The 16,719-nt window shown below is 64.6% G+C and carries 18 protein-coding genes; 10 read left to right on the top strand and 8 right to left on the bottom strand.

Annotated elements, in window-relative coordinates:
* Positions 1 to 27 precede the first annotated feature (27 nt).
* The 3 genes from ABN034_RS24660 to ABN034_RS24650 all read right to left on the bottom strand — a co-directional run bounded on the left by ABN034_RS24660 (position 28) and on the right by ABN034_RS24650 (position 984).
* Positions 28 to 474 carry an LLM class flavin-dependent oxidoreductase gene (locus ABN034_RS24660; RefSeq protein ID WP_502879094.1) on the bottom strand — a complete coding sequence of 149 codons (447 nt, stop codon included), beginning with the start codon at positions 472 to 474 and terminating at the stop codon, positions 28 to 30.
* A gap of 48 nt (positions 475 to 522) precedes the next feature.
* On the bottom strand, positions 523 to 645 hold the full coding sequence (locus ABN034_RS24655; RefSeq protein WP_349693353.1) for an LLM class flavin-dependent oxidoreductase: 123 nt from the start codon (positions 643 to 645) through the stop codon (positions 523 to 525).
* Positions 646 to 708: 63 nt separating this feature from the next.
* On the bottom strand, positions 709 to 984 hold the full coding sequence (locus ABN034_RS24650) for a hypothetical protein (protein WP_349693352.1): 276 nt from the start codon (positions 982 to 984) through the stop codon (positions 709 to 711).
* 204 nt (positions 985 to 1,188) lie between these two features.
* Between ABN034_RS24650 and ABN034_RS24645 the strand changes: the two genes are divergently transcribed.
* From ABN034_RS24645 to ABN034_RS24635, 3 genes are all read left to right on the top strand, one after another.
* Positions 1,189 to 2,649, top strand: a complete 1,461-nt coding sequence (locus ABN034_RS24645; protein ID WP_349693351.1) for an aminotransferase class I/II-fold pyridoxal phosphate-dependent enzyme — start codon at positions 1,189 to 1,191, stop codon at positions 2,647 to 2,649.
* Between the two features lie 747 nt (positions 2,650 to 3,396).
* Positions 3,397 to 3,783, top strand: a complete 387-nt coding sequence (locus ABN034_RS24640; protein WP_349693350.1) for an ATP-binding protein — start codon at positions 3,397 to 3,399, stop codon at positions 3,781 to 3,783.
* 100 nt (positions 3,784 to 3,883) lie between these two features.
* The gene (locus ABN034_RS24635; protein WP_349693349.1) at positions 3,884 to 4,288 is read left to right on the top strand and encodes an STAS domain-containing protein; all 405 of its coding nucleotides are present in this window, start codon (positions 3,884 to 3,886) and stop codon (positions 4,286 to 4,288) included.
* A 506-nt stretch (positions 4,289 to 4,794) separates the two neighbouring features.
* Here the strand turns inward: ABN034_RS24635 and ABN034_RS24630 are convergent.
* The 3 genes from ABN034_RS24630 to ABN034_RS24620 form a co-directional block, all read right to left on the bottom strand.
* Entirely contained in the window at positions 4,795 to 6,825 is a 2,031-nt protein-coding gene (locus ABN034_RS24630) for a CocE/NonD family hydrolase (RefSeq protein ID WP_349693348.1), read from the bottom strand.
* A 3-nt stretch (positions 6,826 to 6,828) separates the two neighbouring features.
* Complete coding sequence (locus ABN034_RS24625) at positions 6,829 to 7,947, bottom strand: ATP-grasp domain-containing protein (RefSeq protein WP_349693347.1); 1,119 nt, start codon at positions 7,945 to 7,947, stop codon at positions 6,829 to 6,831.
* A 354-nt stretch (positions 7,948 to 8,301) separates the two neighbouring features.
* Positions 8,302 to 8,523: a hypothetical protein gene (locus tag ABN034_RS24620; RefSeq protein WP_349693346.1), complete on the bottom strand. Its 222-nt coding sequence runs from the start codon at positions 8,521 to 8,523 to the stop codon at positions 8,302 to 8,304.
* 949 nt (positions 8,524 to 9,472) lie between these two features.
* Between ABN034_RS24620 and ABN034_RS24615 the strand changes: the two genes are divergently transcribed.
* From ABN034_RS24615 to ABN034_RS24605, 4 genes are all read left to right on the top strand, one after another.
* Positions 9,473 to 9,700 carry a hypothetical protein gene (locus ABN034_RS24615; protein ID WP_349693345.1) on the top strand — a complete coding sequence of 76 codons (228 nt, stop codon included), beginning with the start codon at positions 9,473 to 9,475 and terminating at the stop codon, positions 9,698 to 9,700.
* 230 nt (positions 9,701 to 9,930) lie between these two features.
* On the top strand, positions 9,931 to 11,340 hold the full coding sequence (locus tag ABN034_RS24610; protein WP_502879090.1) for an NAD-dependent epimerase/dehydratase family protein: 1,410 nt from the start codon (positions 9,931 to 9,933) through the stop codon (positions 11,338 to 11,340).
* A 419-nt stretch (positions 11,341 to 11,759) separates the two neighbouring features.
* Positions 11,760 to 12,233, top strand: coding sequence for an SDR family NAD(P)-dependent oxidoreductase (locus ABN034_RS34560; protein WP_502879089.1), 474 nt, complete (start codon positions 11,760 to 11,762; stop codon positions 12,231 to 12,233).
* Positions 12,170 to 12,550, top strand: a complete 381-nt coding sequence (locus tag ABN034_RS24605) for an alcohol dehydrogenase catalytic domain-containing protein (protein WP_349693344.1) — start codon at positions 12,170 to 12,172, stop codon at positions 12,548 to 12,550. Before ABN034_RS34560 ends, ABN034_RS24605 begins: the two co-directional genes overlap by 64 nt.
* 29 nt (positions 12,551 to 12,579) lie before the next feature.
* On the opposite strand, the gene ABN034_RS24600 is transcribed toward ABN034_RS24605, so the two are convergent.
* A complete protein-coding gene (locus ABN034_RS24600; protein ID WP_349693343.1) occupies positions 12,580 to 12,990 on the bottom strand; it encodes a DUF6098 family protein in 411 nt (136 codons plus the stop codon).
* 424 nt (positions 12,991 to 13,414) lie between these two features.
* On the opposite strand from ABN034_RS24600, the gene ABN034_RS24595 reads away from it, so the two are divergent.
* A complete protein-coding gene (locus tag ABN034_RS24595; protein ID WP_349693342.1) occupies positions 13,415 to 14,584 on the top strand; it encodes a ferritin-like domain-containing protein in 1,170 nt (389 codons plus the stop codon).
* A 5-nt stretch (positions 14,585 to 14,589) separates the two neighbouring features.
* Positions 14,590 to 15,165, top strand: coding sequence for a hemerythrin domain-containing protein (locus tag ABN034_RS24590; protein WP_349693341.1), 576 nt, complete (start codon positions 14,590 to 14,592; stop codon positions 15,163 to 15,165).
* 95 nt (positions 15,166 to 15,260) lie between these two features.
* Here ABN034_RS24590 and ABN034_RS24585 read toward each other — a convergent pair whose 3' ends face one another.
* Complete coding sequence (locus tag ABN034_RS24585) at positions 15,261 to 15,578, bottom strand: BON domain-containing protein (RefSeq protein WP_349693340.1); 318 nt, start codon at positions 15,576 to 15,578, stop codon at positions 15,261 to 15,263.
* Between the two features lie 817 nt (positions 15,579 to 16,395).
* Between ABN034_RS24585 and ABN034_RS24580 the strand changes: the two genes are divergently transcribed.
* The gene (locus ABN034_RS24580) at positions 16,396 to 16,623 is read left to right on the top strand and encodes a DUF6458 family protein (protein WP_349693339.1); all 228 of its coding nucleotides are present in this window, start codon (positions 16,396 to 16,398) and stop codon (positions 16,621 to 16,623) included.
* The last annotated feature ends 96 nt before the right edge of the window (positions 16,624 to 16,719 follow it).

The following is a 16,719-nucleotide window of genomic DNA, read 5'->3' as shown; positions in this document are numbered from 1 at the left end:
TCGTCGTCCAACCACAGCGGGCGGAGCTCACCTTCGCCGTCCGACTCGGCGCCCTTGACCAGGGAGGGGTCGGGGGATCGTGGAGCAGAAGCCGTCCCCGATACGACCGGCCCGCCGGGCTGCTTCGGGTCCGAACGCCGATAGGTAGATCGATGGCGGCTGGTCCGGGCAGGTGTAGAGGCGAGCGTTCTCGACCGCATAGTGGGGACCTCGGTGATCGATGACCTGGCCGGTGAAGAGCTTGCGCATGACCTCTACCGCCTCTTCGAGCATGTCGAGTCGGACGCTGGCCGCTGGCCAGTGGTCACCGAGTACGTGCTCGTTGAGGGCTTCGCCACTGCCGACGCCGAGAGTGAACCCGCCGTTGAGCATCACGTGGCAGGTTGCGGCGGCATGCGCGACGGGCGCTGGGTGGATCCGGACTGTCGGACAGGTGACGGCTGTTGTGATCGGCAGGCTGGACGTTTGCGACAGTGCGCCGATGACGGACCAGACGAACGGGCTCTCGCCCTGCTCGTCGTTCTAGGGATGGAAGTGGTCGGAGATCCACAAGGCGTCGAAGCCGGCCTCCTCGGCCATCCGTGCCTGTGCCAGAAGGTCTGCCGGTCCGAAGTCCTCACAGGAGAGGAAGTAGCCGATGCGCATGGGCCGTCTCCTTCGGTTGTCGTTCCTCTCGTTCGAGGTTCCAGACGTGCCGTTCGGAGAGATTCATCCCGCTCTGCGGATGGCTTTGATCAGGTCCCACTTTCCCATCTTCGACCGGCCGGGGATGTCCTTGGACTTGGCGACCTCGTAGAGGTCCTGGCGGGTGCGGTCCTCCAGTTTGTGTCCGGGTTCGCCGCCGCGCTGTCGTGACTTGGCCGCCTGCCGGCCGAGTTCGCGGCGGGTTTGCTGAGGAAGTCGGCTGATCGTCTTCTTCGAACGTGCCGCCTGTTGGGCTTTCTGCACGTTTCTCTTCGCTGCCTGGGTCTGTTTGCGTGTCATGTGGAGCCGATTCCCGTGCGGCACTGGGGAAAACGTTCGAGCAGCGGCACGTCTCAAAGGCGTGACCTGACTCGCGTTGCCACCTTCACGGCATCGCATTCCGAGCCTATGCGTGTCCGTCCTCGTCACGGGAATAGGAACGACGTCCCGGTTCATTGTCGGCCGGCTCGTACACCGTGAAGGTCAGCGAACCCAGGAGGCCTGATGGATCATGCGCGTGTCCCGGTGTTGGAGGCCCTCGAGGAGTTCCGGCGCCGCAAGGATGTCGTCTATGGCCCGCCGGGACACAAGCAGGGCAGGGGCGCGGACCCGCGCGTGGTGGAGGTCCTGGGCGAGGGAGTGTTCAGCTCCGACGTCTTGATGCTCAATGGTCTGGATGACCGGCGACAGTCTCAGGGCGTACTCAAGCAGGCGGAAGAACTCATGGCAGACGCCGTGGGTGCAGACCATGCGTTCTTCTCGACGTGTGGAAGTTCATTGTCGGTCAAGACGGCGATGCTGGCGGTAGCTGGACCCGGCGAGAAGCTGCTGATCTCTCGCAATGCCCACAAGTCCGTCATCGCGGGCGTGGTGGTCAACGGCACCGCCCCGGTCTGGGTCCATGCACGCTTCGACCAGCGGCGCCATCTGGCGCATCCGCCGGAGCCGGAAGACGTCCGGCAAGCGCTGGAAGACCATCCGGACGCGAAGGGAATGGTGCTGATCACCCCGACAGACTGGGGAACCTGCGCGGACATTCGTGGTGTCGCGGAGGTGTGCCACGCACGTGGGGTCGCCCTCATCGTGGACGAGGCGTGGGGCGCGCATCTGCCGTTCCATCCTGAGCTGCCGACCTGGGGGATGGACGCTGATGCGGACCTCGTGGTGACCAGCGTGCACAAGATGGGTGCGGCGATCGAACAGAGTTCAGTGTTCCATCTTCAGGGAGACAGGGTAGATCCAGCGGTTCTCAAACAACGTGAGGATCTCCTCGGCACCACCAGTCCATCCTCACTGGTGTACGCATCGCTGGATGGTTGGCGCCGACACATGGTGGAGGAGGGTAGAGGACTGCTGGACGCCGCGCTGCAACGCGCAGAACGGGTTCGGGCCGCTGTTGGCGACGTTGCGGGCCTGGAGCTGCTCGGTGCGCGGACGGTCACCGACGGCGACGCGTATGAGCTTGACCCGTTGTCGATCACCATCGATGTTCGTGGCCTGGGCATCAGCGGTTACCAGGCGGGCGACTTCATGCGCAGTGCGTACCACGTCGACGTGGGTTCGGCGGACACGTGTCGCATCAATGTACGACTGACTCACAGCGACGACGATCACACCGAACGGATGCTTGTCCGCGCACTTGAAGGGCTCCCCGCAGATCGGGACCGGATCGAGGACCAGCCACAGGTGAGTCTTCCCCCGGAGGGCGCCTTGGAGCTGGAAACCGTCATGCTGCCGAGGGATGCCTTCTTCGGACCGACGGAGCAGGTGCCTGCCGCCGCCGCGGTCGGACGGATTTCGGCGGAGATTGTGAGCCCCTACCCACCTGGAGTTCCTGTCCTCGCCCCGGGTGAACGGATCACCGCCGACGTCGTGGACTACCTCCGCAGCGGCCCTCCAGCCGGCATGTTCATCCCCGATGCGGCAGACCCTGAACTCACGACCCTCCGCGTCGTCGCGAGCTGAGCGTTCTGACAGCATCCGAGCTCCGGGCGTCAACGAGCGACGCCGGTCCACACGGCTTTCCTGCCAGTGTTCCAGCGCCGCTTGTGCAGGCGTACTGACGAACTCGGCGACGTGTCACTGTGCCCTCCGCCGGGCGGGTCCGGGCGAAGCGGCGGAGGGCACGAGGCGGTTGGGTGACCTGTTGTCCGGCCTTGCGCGCTCCTAGCGCAATGCAGGACAACAGGATTCGGAGGTGGCCTCGCGTCCGCGCATGTCAGATCCGTCGGGGTACGCCCGCGAGGTCACCTCAGGCATCCTCAACCTGACCGGCGTGTGCCCGCGAAGGAACCCCGCAAACGTTGTGCTCTGGTCTGATTGGCAGAGACCGACGCAGAACATAGGAAGGACGCCTTTTCGGACGCTGGCGCCTTGGCCGGAAGGCAACGGTGCTGAGAATCCGGCCCCTTGAAAGGTTGGTGGGCCCTGCGGAGACCACCGGGCGCCGTGTTCTGGGCTCTCGATACCTCGCGAGCCCGTCGCTAGATCTACGAGTGTGGTTGTCGGTGCGGGCACCCACGGGCGTGGACCGGGAGACTCGGCGCTTAAGAGGTCGGGGGCTGAGCATCCAGTCTGGCCTTCGTGGCCAGCCATTCTTGCCTGATGCGGACAGCACTGGCGGGACGGCGGAGTCTGGGCTGGCGTAGCTGGCGCCGCCCGGGTCATCCTGGCTGGCTGTGATGGGCTCGGAGGAAGGCTGTGGAGCGCGAGGTGACGGACGGCATACGGTCTGGGCAGATCGATCTGCCGCACACCGATCTCGCCCCAAGGCTTGCCCGGGAGCTGGTCAGCGAGCTTGCCTCGGAGCTTCCGCAACTCGCCGAGGACGCCCAGGTGGCGGCCTCGGAGCTGGTCACCAACGCCGTCGTCCACACTCCTCCCACCGCGGCGTTGCGGCTGTACATGCGCGTGGACCGGGCCGGCAGCATCCACCTGGCGGTCTCCGACGGATCGTCACAGGCCCCGAGGATCCAGGATCCGGATGGCGAGGCCGAAGGGGGCCGGGGACTGCAGATCATCCAGCAATTGAGTACCCAGTGGGGCTACGCTCGCGACCGCAGGGACGGGAAAACTGTCTGGCTAGAACTTCGCCTCTGATGGCTGGGGTCCACAATCGGACAACCGTCAACAGGCCGGTGATGCCGTAACGTGGCAGCAGGATGGCTTGGTCTGCCTAGACCCAGTGGACGGAGCAACGATGGCTTCATCGCCTGACCAGGCCGGTGGCGAGCATCCCTTTCAGCCCGTAGAGATGGCCACCGTGTACGAACAAGACGGCGTTACAGTCGTCACGGTGGCCGGAGAAATCGATCTCGCCACCTCTTCGCAGCTTCGGGCCCAGCTGCTGGACGTGCTCACCGAACAAGAGCCCCCGCGTGTATTGGTCGTGGCGTTGGACGGCGTGTCGTTCCTCGACTCCACCGGTCTGAGCGCACTGGTGGTGGCTCGCCGGCGCGCGAAGGAACTCGGGGTGGAACTCCGGCTCACCTCACCAGCGCGTGGCCCCAGTCGAGTCCTCAATATCACCGGCCTCGACGATGCCTTCCGCATCTATCCCACCCTGAATGAAGCAATCGCGGGCGAGACCGCGCCGCCAGCCTGATCCGCGGCCCCGCCGCCCTCGACGACCCGCAGCCATGCATCGGTTGCCCGCAGGGCGGCACTGGTGCGGAGAAGGTCCGCAGAACGTTCACGCAGCGCACGGGAGCGGCGTTGCAAGTCAGCGCATTGTATGGAGCCGAACGAACTGGTCCCTCAGGTCCTCGGAGGAGACGGTCAGCCTCATATGCCCAGCCAATCACGACGACGTGGAGTCCGGGACCGGACACCACGTAAGGATCATGGTTTGCCGTCCATGATCCAAGGCACTTCGGCACGGCTGCCCTGGTCCGGGCAGCCTCGAGGGGTCAGGTGGTCCCCTCCCCGCCTTCGGAGGGGGACCACCGGAAACGCTGACAAAAGCCAGCATCGCGTCCCGCGCCTTGGGCGAGTCAGGCGACTCAGACAGATCCAGCCATCGGTCACGGCGCCGTCCTCGACGTAGGCCACGTGCAGACTTCCCGAGCCGGCATTGACGGTCAGGACTCGCACGACATTCTCCCATCTGTATCAGAGATGGTCGCGTGGCACTGTGGTGGACCAGTTTCGGGCATAGATTCGCTCTTCCCCTTCGTACGCATCGAGTTGCGCGTGTAGATGGAAGTCTGTTTCCGTACACGAGAGCTCCGTGCGGGTCTCGGTGCGTACTGTCCAGTCCCCGCGTGCGAAGGCCATTACCCAGGACACGTCGCCCTGTGCTGAGTCGAACCTGTTGCCCTCCCAGCTGTACCGCTCCTCGGCGCGGCGGGTGACATCGAGCGCGATGTCGTCGAACCGGATGGTTCCGAGGTCCTTGACCACGTTCAGAGCCGAGCGATAGGTGACGAGGTCGCGCGAGACCTCCCACCGTTGCTCGCCGGGCCTCAGCTGCGTGGTCGCAAGAGGTGGGGTTCCTTCGGCGTCGCCGAAGATGATCGCATGCTCGTCTTCTTCCGCTGCAGGATCGCGTACGGGAATGTCGAGTGCGCTTTCGCCCAGAAAGATCGTCAGCCGTATCGGCTCGGGGGGTGGCCACGCCAGCGGCCAGTACGACGTGGAGAGCGACAGCCGGAGCTTGTGCCCGGCAGGGAACGAGTGTGCGACCCCGTTGAGGGCAACCCGGGCGCGATACTTGTGTCCAGGCACCAGCGGTTGGGGGGACTCGTGCGAGTCCAGGTGGGTGAGGTTGAGCAGGCCGTAGGTGACGCGAGTTGCCCCGCCGTCGGGTGCAACGTCGGAGAGCCGGGCGGCCACCATGGCGGTGGGGCTGCTCGCCGCCAACGACAGGTCGACGACCGGTGCACCGAGGATCTCCAACCGTTCGGGTAGGACGTCCCCATCGAAGACCAGCGATCCGCCATCCTCCTCGCGCTGGTCGTACGGCAGGTCAGGTGGGGCGTTGTACGAGCACCACTTCCCCGCGAACTGCCCAACAGACAAGGGCGACTCGATGGTCAGCGCCTCGCCCTCGATCTCGCTACCGGCGGGGGCGATCCGGTGACGGGCAAGCGGTCGCCGGCTCGACCGTTCGTCAAGGGGCGGCCAGGACTTCTCTCCGACCCATCTGCCGGGTCGTTCGGCGTAGGCGGTCGAGGGCGGCACACTGTCCTGCATCCAGGCTCGTAGCATCGGGCTGGCCATCACGTCGTTGTCGACGTCCTTGAGCCAGTGGTCCCACCACCGGACGAGTTCCTGCAGGAACCCGATCGCGGGTCCAGGCTGACCGAGGTGCGGATACTTGTGGGACCATGGCCCGATCATGCCCAGACGGGGGACCTCGAGCCGGGCAAGGAGCCGGAACACCGCGTTGGAATAGCCGTCGGCCCATCCGCTGACAGCGAGCACCGGACAGTTGATCGCGGCGAAGTCCTCGCATACCGAACCATGTTTCCAGTAGTCGTCGCGGCGTTGGTGCCGCAACCACTCCTCCAGCCACAAACCGCTGTGTGCAAGGCGTTCATGCCACATGTCCCGCCACCGCTCCCCCACCAGCATCGGATCGGGCGGGCAGGACGTGTAGGCGAACATCGTCGACGCCCAGGACAGGTTGTCGCTCAGGAGGCAGCCGCCCATATAGTGCACGTCGTCGCTGTAGCGGTCGTCGGTCGAAGCCACGGTAACGATCGCGCCCAGGCTCGCCGGCCGTCTCGCCGCCACCTGCAGGGCGTTGAAGCCGCCCCAGGAGATTCCCATCATGCCGGTTCGTCCGGAGCACCAGGGCTGCTCAGCCAGCCAGGCAAGGACCTCCTCGGCGTCACGCAACTCCCGCTCGAGGTACTCGTCGGTAAGGATTCCTTCCGAGTCGCCGCTTCCGCGCAGATCGACGCGGATACACGCGTAGCCGTGCCCGGCGAGGTAGGGATGGTGGATGGAGTCACGCTGGGCGGTGAGATCACGTCTACGGTACGGGATGAACTCGAGGATGGCCGGTGCCGGTACCGGCTCGTCATCGGTGGAGAGAGGTCGCCAGATCCGTGCCGCCAGACGTACGCCGTCAGACATCGGAATCCACACGTGCTCGTCCTCGTGGACCCGCTGCGGCAGGGCGCCGACTTCCCGCATCACCTAAACCCCCGGCACATCGTCGATCTCGAACGACAGCCCGTCAACACATCTATCGAATTTGCCGACCAGGTCGTCCTCGCTGTCCGCACCGACGTAGACATGTGCGAGCTGGTAGCTGTAACTGTCCTGGCCGTGCAGGTTGGAGAGCCGATCCCCTTCGCGCACCAAGAGTTGTACGGTGGCGCCAGGCACCTCCCGCTCCAGTTGCGCGACCTGTTCGGCTGTCGGGCACCGGCGTACCTCTCCATCGCTGAACCGGCGGAGGAACCACTTCGCGGCCACGTCGTAGGGCCCCTTGCCGTGCGGGAGGTCAGGGTCGCGACCGACAGCAAGCCGCAGCATGCACTCGTGGTTCGACACACCATCCACCTGCTCGAACAACTGCGCATGTGACTGGGAATGGCGCGGGTTCACCTCCAGAAGCCGAATGTCGTCTCGCTCGGCATCGTGGAAGAACTCCACGTTGAATGTCGAATCCGTCAATCCCACCTGAGCGATGACCCGACGGGTCAGATCCTCCGTCCGGCCCAGAACTTGCGCCGGCAACCGCGACGGATACTGGTAGCGCAGGAAGCTTGGGCTCTCGGCATAGGTCACCGAATCGACCACGCCGTAGATCGTCACGGCGCCCTCGCGGCAGAATCCTTCCAGCGTCACCTGGTCGCCGCGTAATGCCTCCTCCGCCAAGCACGCCTGTCCTCCCACCTCCGCGATATCTGAAGGAAGCTCTACCTGGTCCATCACGAACTCGAACGGCCCACCGATGCGCGCAATACCATCCCGGATCTCGATGACCGCCTTGCGGAACTCCTCGTCAGAGCCGACGTGGAATGCCAACTCCGATCCGTACGACTTCACCGGCTTCAACCACATCGGGTAGTCGAGACCTGATGGGGGCGATGATGGCGCCTCCAGATCGATCAGCGCGAACCGCGGTACCGCGTCGATGACCTTCTGCTGCTCGATCCTGCTCCAGTACTTGTGCTCACACTTCAGGACCGCTTCCAGACTCGCCGAGCGCAAGCCGCGTGCACGGCACAGCAGCGGCACCATCGAACTCACGGGAAAGTCCCAGTAACCGACAACCGCTTCAACTGACCCCTCGAATGCGTCCAGCACGACCTCGGCCTTCGCCAGCAGGTCTTCGAGCCTGATCTCCTGCCTCCGTTGGAGCTCCTCGACGCTCAACAGCCGATGAAAGGCGTACGCATCCGCATCCGGCAACTCGCGCAGCACCCGGTGGTTCAACTCGTCCAGTCCGAGGACGAACACGTTCGATGGCGTCATGCGGGCATCTACCCGCACATCCGCGTACGACACAATCACCCAACGAGTGGGGTGGGACACAGCCGGTCACCCTGGATAGGGATGCTCCGGCTGAACCCCGCCATGACCACCGGGGATGCAGTAGCTATTTCGATGCTCGGCCCATACATCGGCCCTGACCTGTCCCCGGCAGTACGACGGCGCCCGCTACACACGCGAGCGAAGCATCTCCTTGCCTTGCTCGGCACCCTTGCGGCTCTCACCCTGGGCGCGACGGAAGAACTCCGCGAGATCTCGATCTCCAGCACGCTCCGCATCCGCGGCGTAGGTTTCCAGCCGCAGGACGTTACTCAAGCACTGCTGGGTGAACCAAATGATGTTGTAGTCCTTGTCCTTTGTACCCGTGACTCGCCCGGTCTCTTCGGTCATCTCACACCCTCGACGTTGATTCTGGTTTCTTGTGAGACTGGCGTACCCGTTTTCCAGGCACCTCGACGTTGGACTCTGTCGTGCAGACCGTGAGACGGACCGCTTGCCGCGCATCCGAAAATAGAGGTACCTCACTCCTGGTGTGGTGGTCGCTCAGTGCGACGACCTGGGCGCGCCCAGCCCCGCCAGCTCGAGCATTCGTTGTGCCCCACTGTTCTCGCATGTAATGGACACCTCGACGCCGATGCTTCCAAGCGCTCGGCAAATCTCACGCAACTGAAGCAGTTCGCCGTAACCGGGAAGTACTCCTGGCCCGAGTTCCACACAGATCGTCTCGGTCTGCGGCGTCACCTGAGTGGGGATTGTCGTCCGCAGGCGAGCCACGCTGCCGGGTTCTTTGCACCTGCACTCGACATGCCTCGGCGCGTCGGCCCGACGGGTGGAGTCATCCATCGGGCCGGCGCGTGGGCCTTGCTCGATCATCGTCATGACCTCCTTGTTCCTCAGTACAAGGCTCGCCCCGTGATGGCTCCTGGCCGGCACGAGCCCATGAGGGACTACGCGTCTACCCGGTGGTGCACGAGGGAAACGCTCGGGCGTGGCGCGCCGTAGCCGTGGATGGACCTGGACGAAAACAGTGAGGATGTCCAGGAGTGCGGCAAGAGCGATCATCGGTGTGCCCTCAGAGATGGCGTACAACGGTGTCGCTGCGGATCCGGATGCGCCCCGGCGCCGATGTCGATGGTTTGCCGAAGGTGACTGGCGCGTACAAGAAGCCCAAGCCGGAAGGAGCACCTCGTGAAGCACTCGACCGAACAGGTCCTCACCACCCACACGGACAGCCTGCCGCGACCGACTGAGCTGACAGTCGCGCTGGAACACGTGACCGCGGCGAACCGGTCGGCGCTGACCAGCTGCCATACGCGTCCGCGACAGCGTCGCCGAGGTCGTGGCTCGACAGGCCGCGGCCGGGTTGCGGGTGGTGAATGACGGCGAGGCCAGCAAGATCGGCTATTCGACCTACGTCAAGGAACGCCTCGACGGGTTTGGTGGAAAGGGACCGATACCGGCGCCGCCTCCTGACGCCCACGACCTCCCTGAGTACTGGGCGGACAGCAACCCAGGCCTGCCTCGTCGTCTCGCCGACGTGATGAAGGAGGAGGGGAGACGCTGGTGAACACCGTGAGCTGTGGACCGACCCCGATGGGACCTGGCTGCGGGTACGACGGATGCAGACCAAGCTGCACCAATGGGCGGTCGATGATCCCGACCGCAGGGTTCGACGACCTCTACAACCTCGTCCATCATCCCGACTTCCTCAGTGCTTCTGTGCGTTTCCGGCACCCCCGCGGGTACATCACGTGACAAAGGGGAGGACCCGATGCCCACCAACCGGACCGTCATCGCGTGTTGCCCGACCAGGGCGAGTGGAAGCTCAGCAAGGACACTCATGACCTGCCTCGGTGTGAAAGCAAGATCGACGCGATCATGGAGGGTCGACAGCGGGCGCGCTCGGACCAACCTAGTCAACTTGTCATCCACGATGCCGAGGGCAAGATCGAGGATGAGTCCACCTACCAGTACGACGCCTTCCCCTGCGTGGTTAGCACGTCGCAATCCCCGTGCCACGGGACTCCACTTTGGTGTTGGTCGCCTTCGAGGCCGTTGGTGCCGGGGCCTAGCCTGAAGCGCAGCGGTGCGGACGTCTCCGGGCGAGCAGTTGGTCGAGATTGGGTAATCCTGGTGCGTGTGGTGGTGACGGGCGCAAGTGGCAGCGTGGGCACTGCGCTGCTCCGTTCAGTGCCCGCGCATGACTGGTCGATTCTGGCAGTTGCCCGCCGAATCCCCTCGTGGCGGCGACCGCCGTACGACCGCGCTCGCTGGCTGTCGTGCGACGTTGGCGACTCGGCGGCAATTTCCGTCTTGGCGAGGACGTTTACCGGTGCCGCGGCGGTCGTACACCTGGCATGGGCGATCTCCCCGCGTTCGGATGACCCGCCTCGGTCTCGGACGAATATCGGTGGTACACGGCACGTTCTCCAGGCCATCGAGCGCGCCGGCGTCCCACACCTGATCTTCGCTTCTTCAGTCGCTGCGTATGCCCCGCCGCCCCGGTGGGCGCTGGTTGACGAGGGCGCACCTCTCGGCGGGATCCCCAGCAGCGCCTACAGCCGCGACAAGGCCACGGTCGAAAGCATGCTCGACGACTTCGAACGGCGTTGTCCATCAACCCGAGTTGCCCGGATACGCCCCTGTGCCGTCGTCCAACACGACGCCGGGGCGCAGCTCGCATCGTGGACGATGAGCCCGCTCATCCCCTCGCAGGTGATCGGACAGCGTTGGCTGCCCGTTCCGCTCTGGCGCGGACTGCGGGCACAGATCATCCATGCCGAGGACGTCGCGTCCGCCCTGTGGTCGATCGTTCAGACCGGTGCGGAGGGCGCGTTCAACCTTGCCTCCTCGCCCGTTCTGTCGCGAAGCGATCTCGGGCGAATCCTCGGCGGGTTCGCCCTTCCGCTGCCACGAAGGTTATTGTCCGCTCTGGCATGGCCGACGTGGCGAATAGGCCTTCAACCCTCGCACCCCGGCTGGCTCGCCATGGCCGATCAAGCCGCCCTCGTGACCACCGAACGGGCACGCGCGGAACTCCGGTGGAGCCCCCAACACTCAGCCGATGCCGCTCTGGCCGACTGCGCCGCGGGGATCCGTGCCACCGCCCATCCACCGAGTCCCGCCCTACAGCCAGAACACCCCAGCGACATCTACGGTCGGCTACGCGCCCTCCACCTCGGCAGCCCGATGCGTCAACGTGCGTGATCCTCTATCAATACGATCATGGCGGCGGACGGCATGGCCGGAGGATACGTCGCGTGCAACACTCAAACGGAAGGGGCGGAAGAACTCGCGGAGCTCCGGGACAAGGTGCTGAGGTTTCTCGAGTGCGAGGAAGTGGCCACCGCGAGGGAGCTTCGTCCAGCGACGAAGGCCGGAGTAGCCGCATTCGGCGAACCCTCTGGGTAGCGCTCGACGGGTATCGCCACGCAGCGGGGATGCTGATCTGCCGGCCGAGATCGAGGGGGTCGCGGATCCAACTCCTGAAAGGTGAGTCGGGGTAGGCGTCGGCGACTTCAGTGGGGGAGAGCTCCCATGGTCCCGCCGAGCGGACCAAGGGTAGGCGGGAGGTGTCCGTGCGGGCATTCCGTTGGCATGGACTCCAATGAGGAAGCCTCCTTGCGGTGGTGACCGGCGCGTCCAGCGGGATCGGCCTGGAGCTCGCTCGATTGTTCGCGATCAATGGGTTCGATGTGATCATGTGCGCTGAGGATGCCGAGCTCGCGGCCGCGGCGCAGGAGGTGAGCGGCGCGGCCGGCGGATCGGGCCGTTTCGGCCTCAACGAAGACCAAGATCAAGGGTCGTGGAAGCCGCTTCCTCCCGGACAGCGCGAAGGCCGAAATGCACCGCAAGATGGCCGAGCCCGGCTCGGTCGAAGGCGAGGAGAAGTGAAGGCGCTGACCTGGCACGGCAAGCGGGATGTGCGCGTCGAGACCGTGCCCGACCGCACCATCGAGCACCCGACCGATGCGACCATCTGTACGAAGTCCTGGGCCCGTTCATCGGCGAGGGCGACGTCCTCGGGCACGAACCGATGGGCATCGTGGAAGAGGTTGGCGACGAGGTGTCGCAGATCCGCCCCGGAGATCGTGTCGTGATCCCATTCAACATCTCCTGCGGGCACTGGTTCATGTGCGATCACGGGCTCCAACCTCAGTGTGAGACCGCCTGCATGATCATGTGCCACGCGGCGTGTGGACACGCGCCCCAGGGTGCCGGCGGCCTTGCAAACGAACTCACCATCACCGATGGGATCCGCCACCTGATTCCCGCTCGGCGCATCGGTGTCTGTGTCCTGCGTAGGAGGGATGCATCGACGGGACCGTCCTGCAGGGCCCGGCGAACCATCCCCTGGAGCCGCGAACTATCGGGGAAAGCCCGAGTGAACTGTTCCGTCCTCGCGGCGGCTCCTTGACTCCTGGATCGCATGATCACTGGGTTCGTTCACTGCTCGGACCGACCGGGATCGAAGTGCTCGTGGTACCAGTTCTCCGCCTGTGACAACACGCGATCGGCCAGCCACGCTACAGGTTGGACGTCGGTGAGCAACGGCTCGTCGTCCGGGCCACGATCGACCAGCCGGCCGGTGAGTACCCATCCGCGATGGCTCTCCGACCGTTCCGCGAGGTGTGCGTACTGGCAGACCTGCCGGGCCAGCCAGTCGGTCAATGGTCGAGACCACCAGTCTGGAGGATTGAGCCGGTTGGCGGAGAGTCCGGGCAGGTGAAGGCCACTCTCGTAATCAACACTCGCCTCGTGCGCGTCGGCGTCCGGTCCGTCGGAGAACCGCACGTAGAGCTCTCGACGATGGTGGACGAGGTCGACGAGACCCTGCAGCTGATCGATCACGACCATCTTCGTTTCTCCCTCGCGAGGCTACTTCCCTCACACGGATGTGAAGCGCCGCGCCCTCTTGAAGGCTGTCGGTTAGGCATGTACCCCAACTCCAGCTTTCGCGACCCACAATGTGCATGGAGGTCGAGATGTAGATGAGGAAGAGAGCGGTGTCCTGCCTGGCCTTCGCCGACGACTAACCGAGGCGCGGCGCGCCGAACTCGCCGACGCCTTCGCGGCAACCAGAGAACAGCATCTCGGGGGATCGACCTGGTGGAGCCACCCGGGACGAGTTGATGGAACAGACCCGGAACGCCGGCATCTCCGGTGCCTCGACGATGACGAAGCAGGAACCGACCAAGGCCCTGGGGCGGTGATCCATCGGGGTTGCCCGTGCTGAGGCTCGGGTAGGCCGCTCGGAGAGGAGAGGATCCGGGAGGTCCCGATGTCGTTCAATCCACTCGAACAGCAGGGAATTCCGCTCGATCGGCAGCTGCGCAACTGGCGAGAACTCGACGTCGTACCCATCGATCCGGACCATTGCGACCCTTACACCAGGTGTCGGATCATCACCATGAACGGCATCGAGACGGAAGCGGCGTTCTTCAGTCACCACATGGCGCGTCATTGTCCCAATCAGGACGTCGTGCGCGAACTGGCGAGGGTCCGCTACATCGAAGCCCAGCAACAGAAGACCGTGAACTGGCTGCTGCCTGGCCTCGCCTCCGTACTGGAGACCACGATCGCCTACGAGCAGGTGGCCGTCGACCTGACCGCCTGGGTCGCGCGGATGGAGCCCGACAGCTATCTGCGCCAAGCGTACGAGTTCGGCGTCCTCGAGGACTTCGACCACCTGTACCGGTACGCCAATCTCTACGAGATGATCGAACACCGCAAGGCGGATTCGATCGTCGACAACCTCACCGAGGTCATGCCGGGTCGCCCGACGAAGTTCCACCACCGCAATCCGGTCGACAACGTCCGCGACCATTACGACCGTACGACGGTGAACCCGCTGTCAAAGCTGCACGCGCTAACCGTGATGTCGGCGGAACAGCAGACCATGAACTTCTACATGAACGTCGGCCCGCAGTACATGGAGCCAATCGCCCGTCAGCTCTACCAGGAGATCGGGCTCATCGAAGAAGAACACGTCACCCACTACGAGTCCCTCGTCGATCCAGGTGAGACCTGGTGGGAACAATTGGTCAACCACGAGTACAACGAGTGCTATCTCTACCACTCGTTCATGGAGCAGGAGCCCGATCCGAAGGTGAAGTCGATCTGGGAGCTTCATCTCAACATGGAGCTGGAGCACCTCCGGATCGCCGCCGACCTGATGCGTCGGCACGACGGCCGCGAGCCGTCCGAGGTAGTCGCTCCGGAGCTACCCAACGTGCTCACCTTCGAGCCGAACAAGAGCTACCTACGTGAGTTGCTAGCCACTCAGATCGACCTCACCACCCTAGGTACAGGTTACGTCCGCGAGGCGCACGAAAGGTTCGAGGAGATGCAGCGTGGCATCAACGACGGACAGGATCCCCCGAGCGAACGCGTCATCCAGCAGCATGACGCGATGTTCGGCCATGACTACTGCACCGGGAGCGCAGGGTGAGTGCGGTGAGCGATCCCACCGGACACGTAGATGACGAAGATGTTGTCGCCCTCTTGATGCGACAACACGGCCAGATCCGCAACCTCTTCGACGAGGCCGAGCGGGCGACTGGTGACGAACGACGCGAGGCGTTCCAGTGCCTGGTTCGGCTGCTCGCCATGCACGAGACCGCTGAGGAGGAGATCGTCCACCCCCTCGCCCGGACGACCCATGAGGGCGCCGGCGACGTCGTCGACCAACGGCTGAAGGAGGAGCGAGAGGCAAAGGAGCACCTCAGCCGGATGGAGGACATGGACATCGCCGACGCCTCCTTTCCGGCCGAGTTGGCCACACTCCGCCGGTTGGTGATGGCCCACGCACGAGCCGAGGAACGGTACGAGTTCATGCACCTCCGCCGATTCGTCGATCCGGAACGCCTCCGCAGCATGGCCAACGCGGTGAAATCCGCCGAGTCGCTGGCTCCGACCCATCCGCATCCAGGTATCGAGTCAGCAAAGGCCAACGTCCTGCTCGGACCCATGGCAGCAATCACCGACCGCACCCGCGACGCCATCCGGAAGGCGATGGGCAGGAACGGTTAACTTCTGCTCGACCAGTTGCCCGTGCAGGCTAACTGAAGACGGCGCACGAGGCTGCAGTACCCATGAGGCCGTGCCGTCACGCCGCCAACCTGGTGTCAGCAGCCTTTGGACCTACGGACAACGAGTTGGTTGCTCACGTCGACCACACCTGGAGTGTCCCAGGCGTCATCACCTGCAGCGCGTTTGACCAGCCAGGAAGACACCTCACCGCCGAGGATGACGACCTGCTGTTTGACGTCGACCCGAATATCGTCGTCCTTGGTTTGGGCGTTGTCCTTGAGCCGCTCGACGACCGTGGACTTGATCTCCCCATCGCTGGGCGGAAGGTCCGGCGGCGGGCTATCCCACCACTCGTAGTAGTACCTGGCCTCGGGATAGGACCAGGGTCCGATGGGCCACATTCCCGCTTGCATCGCACACCTCGCATTCCGAGCCGGACACAACACGTTCGCCGCCGTACCGGCTATTCCGGTGCACAGGACCGTGCCGCCGGCCGTCTCGTTGGTGGACCACGCCAATACCCAGGTCGGAGAGAACGCAACCCAAGGGTCGTTACTTCCCACTGGCGATGACCACGGGACCACTGGGACGGTGGCCGTCTACCAGCAGCCATCCGCCGGTCTTCGCGGCAAATGTTTGTCCGATGCGACTTGGGGTAACCCCGGGCAGGCGTGTTGTGGGGGCAACAGGCATCCAGCGGTTGTTGGGACGATATGGCAGAACGAGCGAAGGCGGCAGGCGTTTGTCAGCCGATCAGTCGTCGGTGCCTCCAGCGTGGGACCGCCGAACGTCGGCCCAGCGCGGGCCGTGCAGTTGTCGCCGACCAATGCCGGACGGAGACACCACAAGAACGTGGACGTCGAGAACGCCCTCGGCAGGTGCGGGCGTTTGGGGCCGCAGGTGGCTGGAGAGTCAGCCGCCTTCCCGTGAGGAGTTGATATGGGCAGTATCGCGCTTCTCATTCCCGGATCGATCTGCGCCGTGATCGCCAAGGCTGTCCTTCCGGAAGGGCCCCAAGGGCTTCCTTGTCACGCTGGCGATCGGAGTTGTCGGCGCGCTACTGGGCGGGCTCCTCGCCTCGGTACTGTTCGGCGCCGACCCGATGGACGAATTCTGGGGCGTCTCGTCGTGGCTCACAGCGATCGTTGAGTCTGCGACCCTGCTACTCCGTTGCGTGTTGTCTCGAAGGCACGCTGATATCCGCATGCCCACCAACGTGGAGGTGCTGTAATGGGAATCGGAGCATGTGTGCTGCTGATGGCGCTGGGTGCGATCCTCGCGTTCGCAACAGAGTTCGACGTCGCCGGACTCGACCTGCAGGTTGTCGGCTGGATCCTGCTCGTGGTCGGAGCCGTCGGCATGATCGTCGTCGCGGCGGTCTGGGCACCTCGGCGGCGTCGGGCGGCGGCTGGCGAGGTCGTGGAGCAGCGTCGTGTGTACGAAGACCCGCCACCATGAGGCAATCAGCGTGATCCGCTGGCATCGGTGGCGAACCGTGCCTCGTCCGCCCGGTGATTGCCCTTCGGTCTCAGGCGGTACGGCGAATTACGACGA

It is taken from the genome of Actinopolymorpha sp. B11F2 (assembly GCF_040195635.1).
Classification (GTDB): domain Bacteria; phylum Actinomycetota; class Actinomycetes; order Propionibacteriales; family Actinopolymorphaceae; genus Thermasporomyces.
This window is presented reverse-complemented; position numbering and strand designations above follow the sequence as displayed.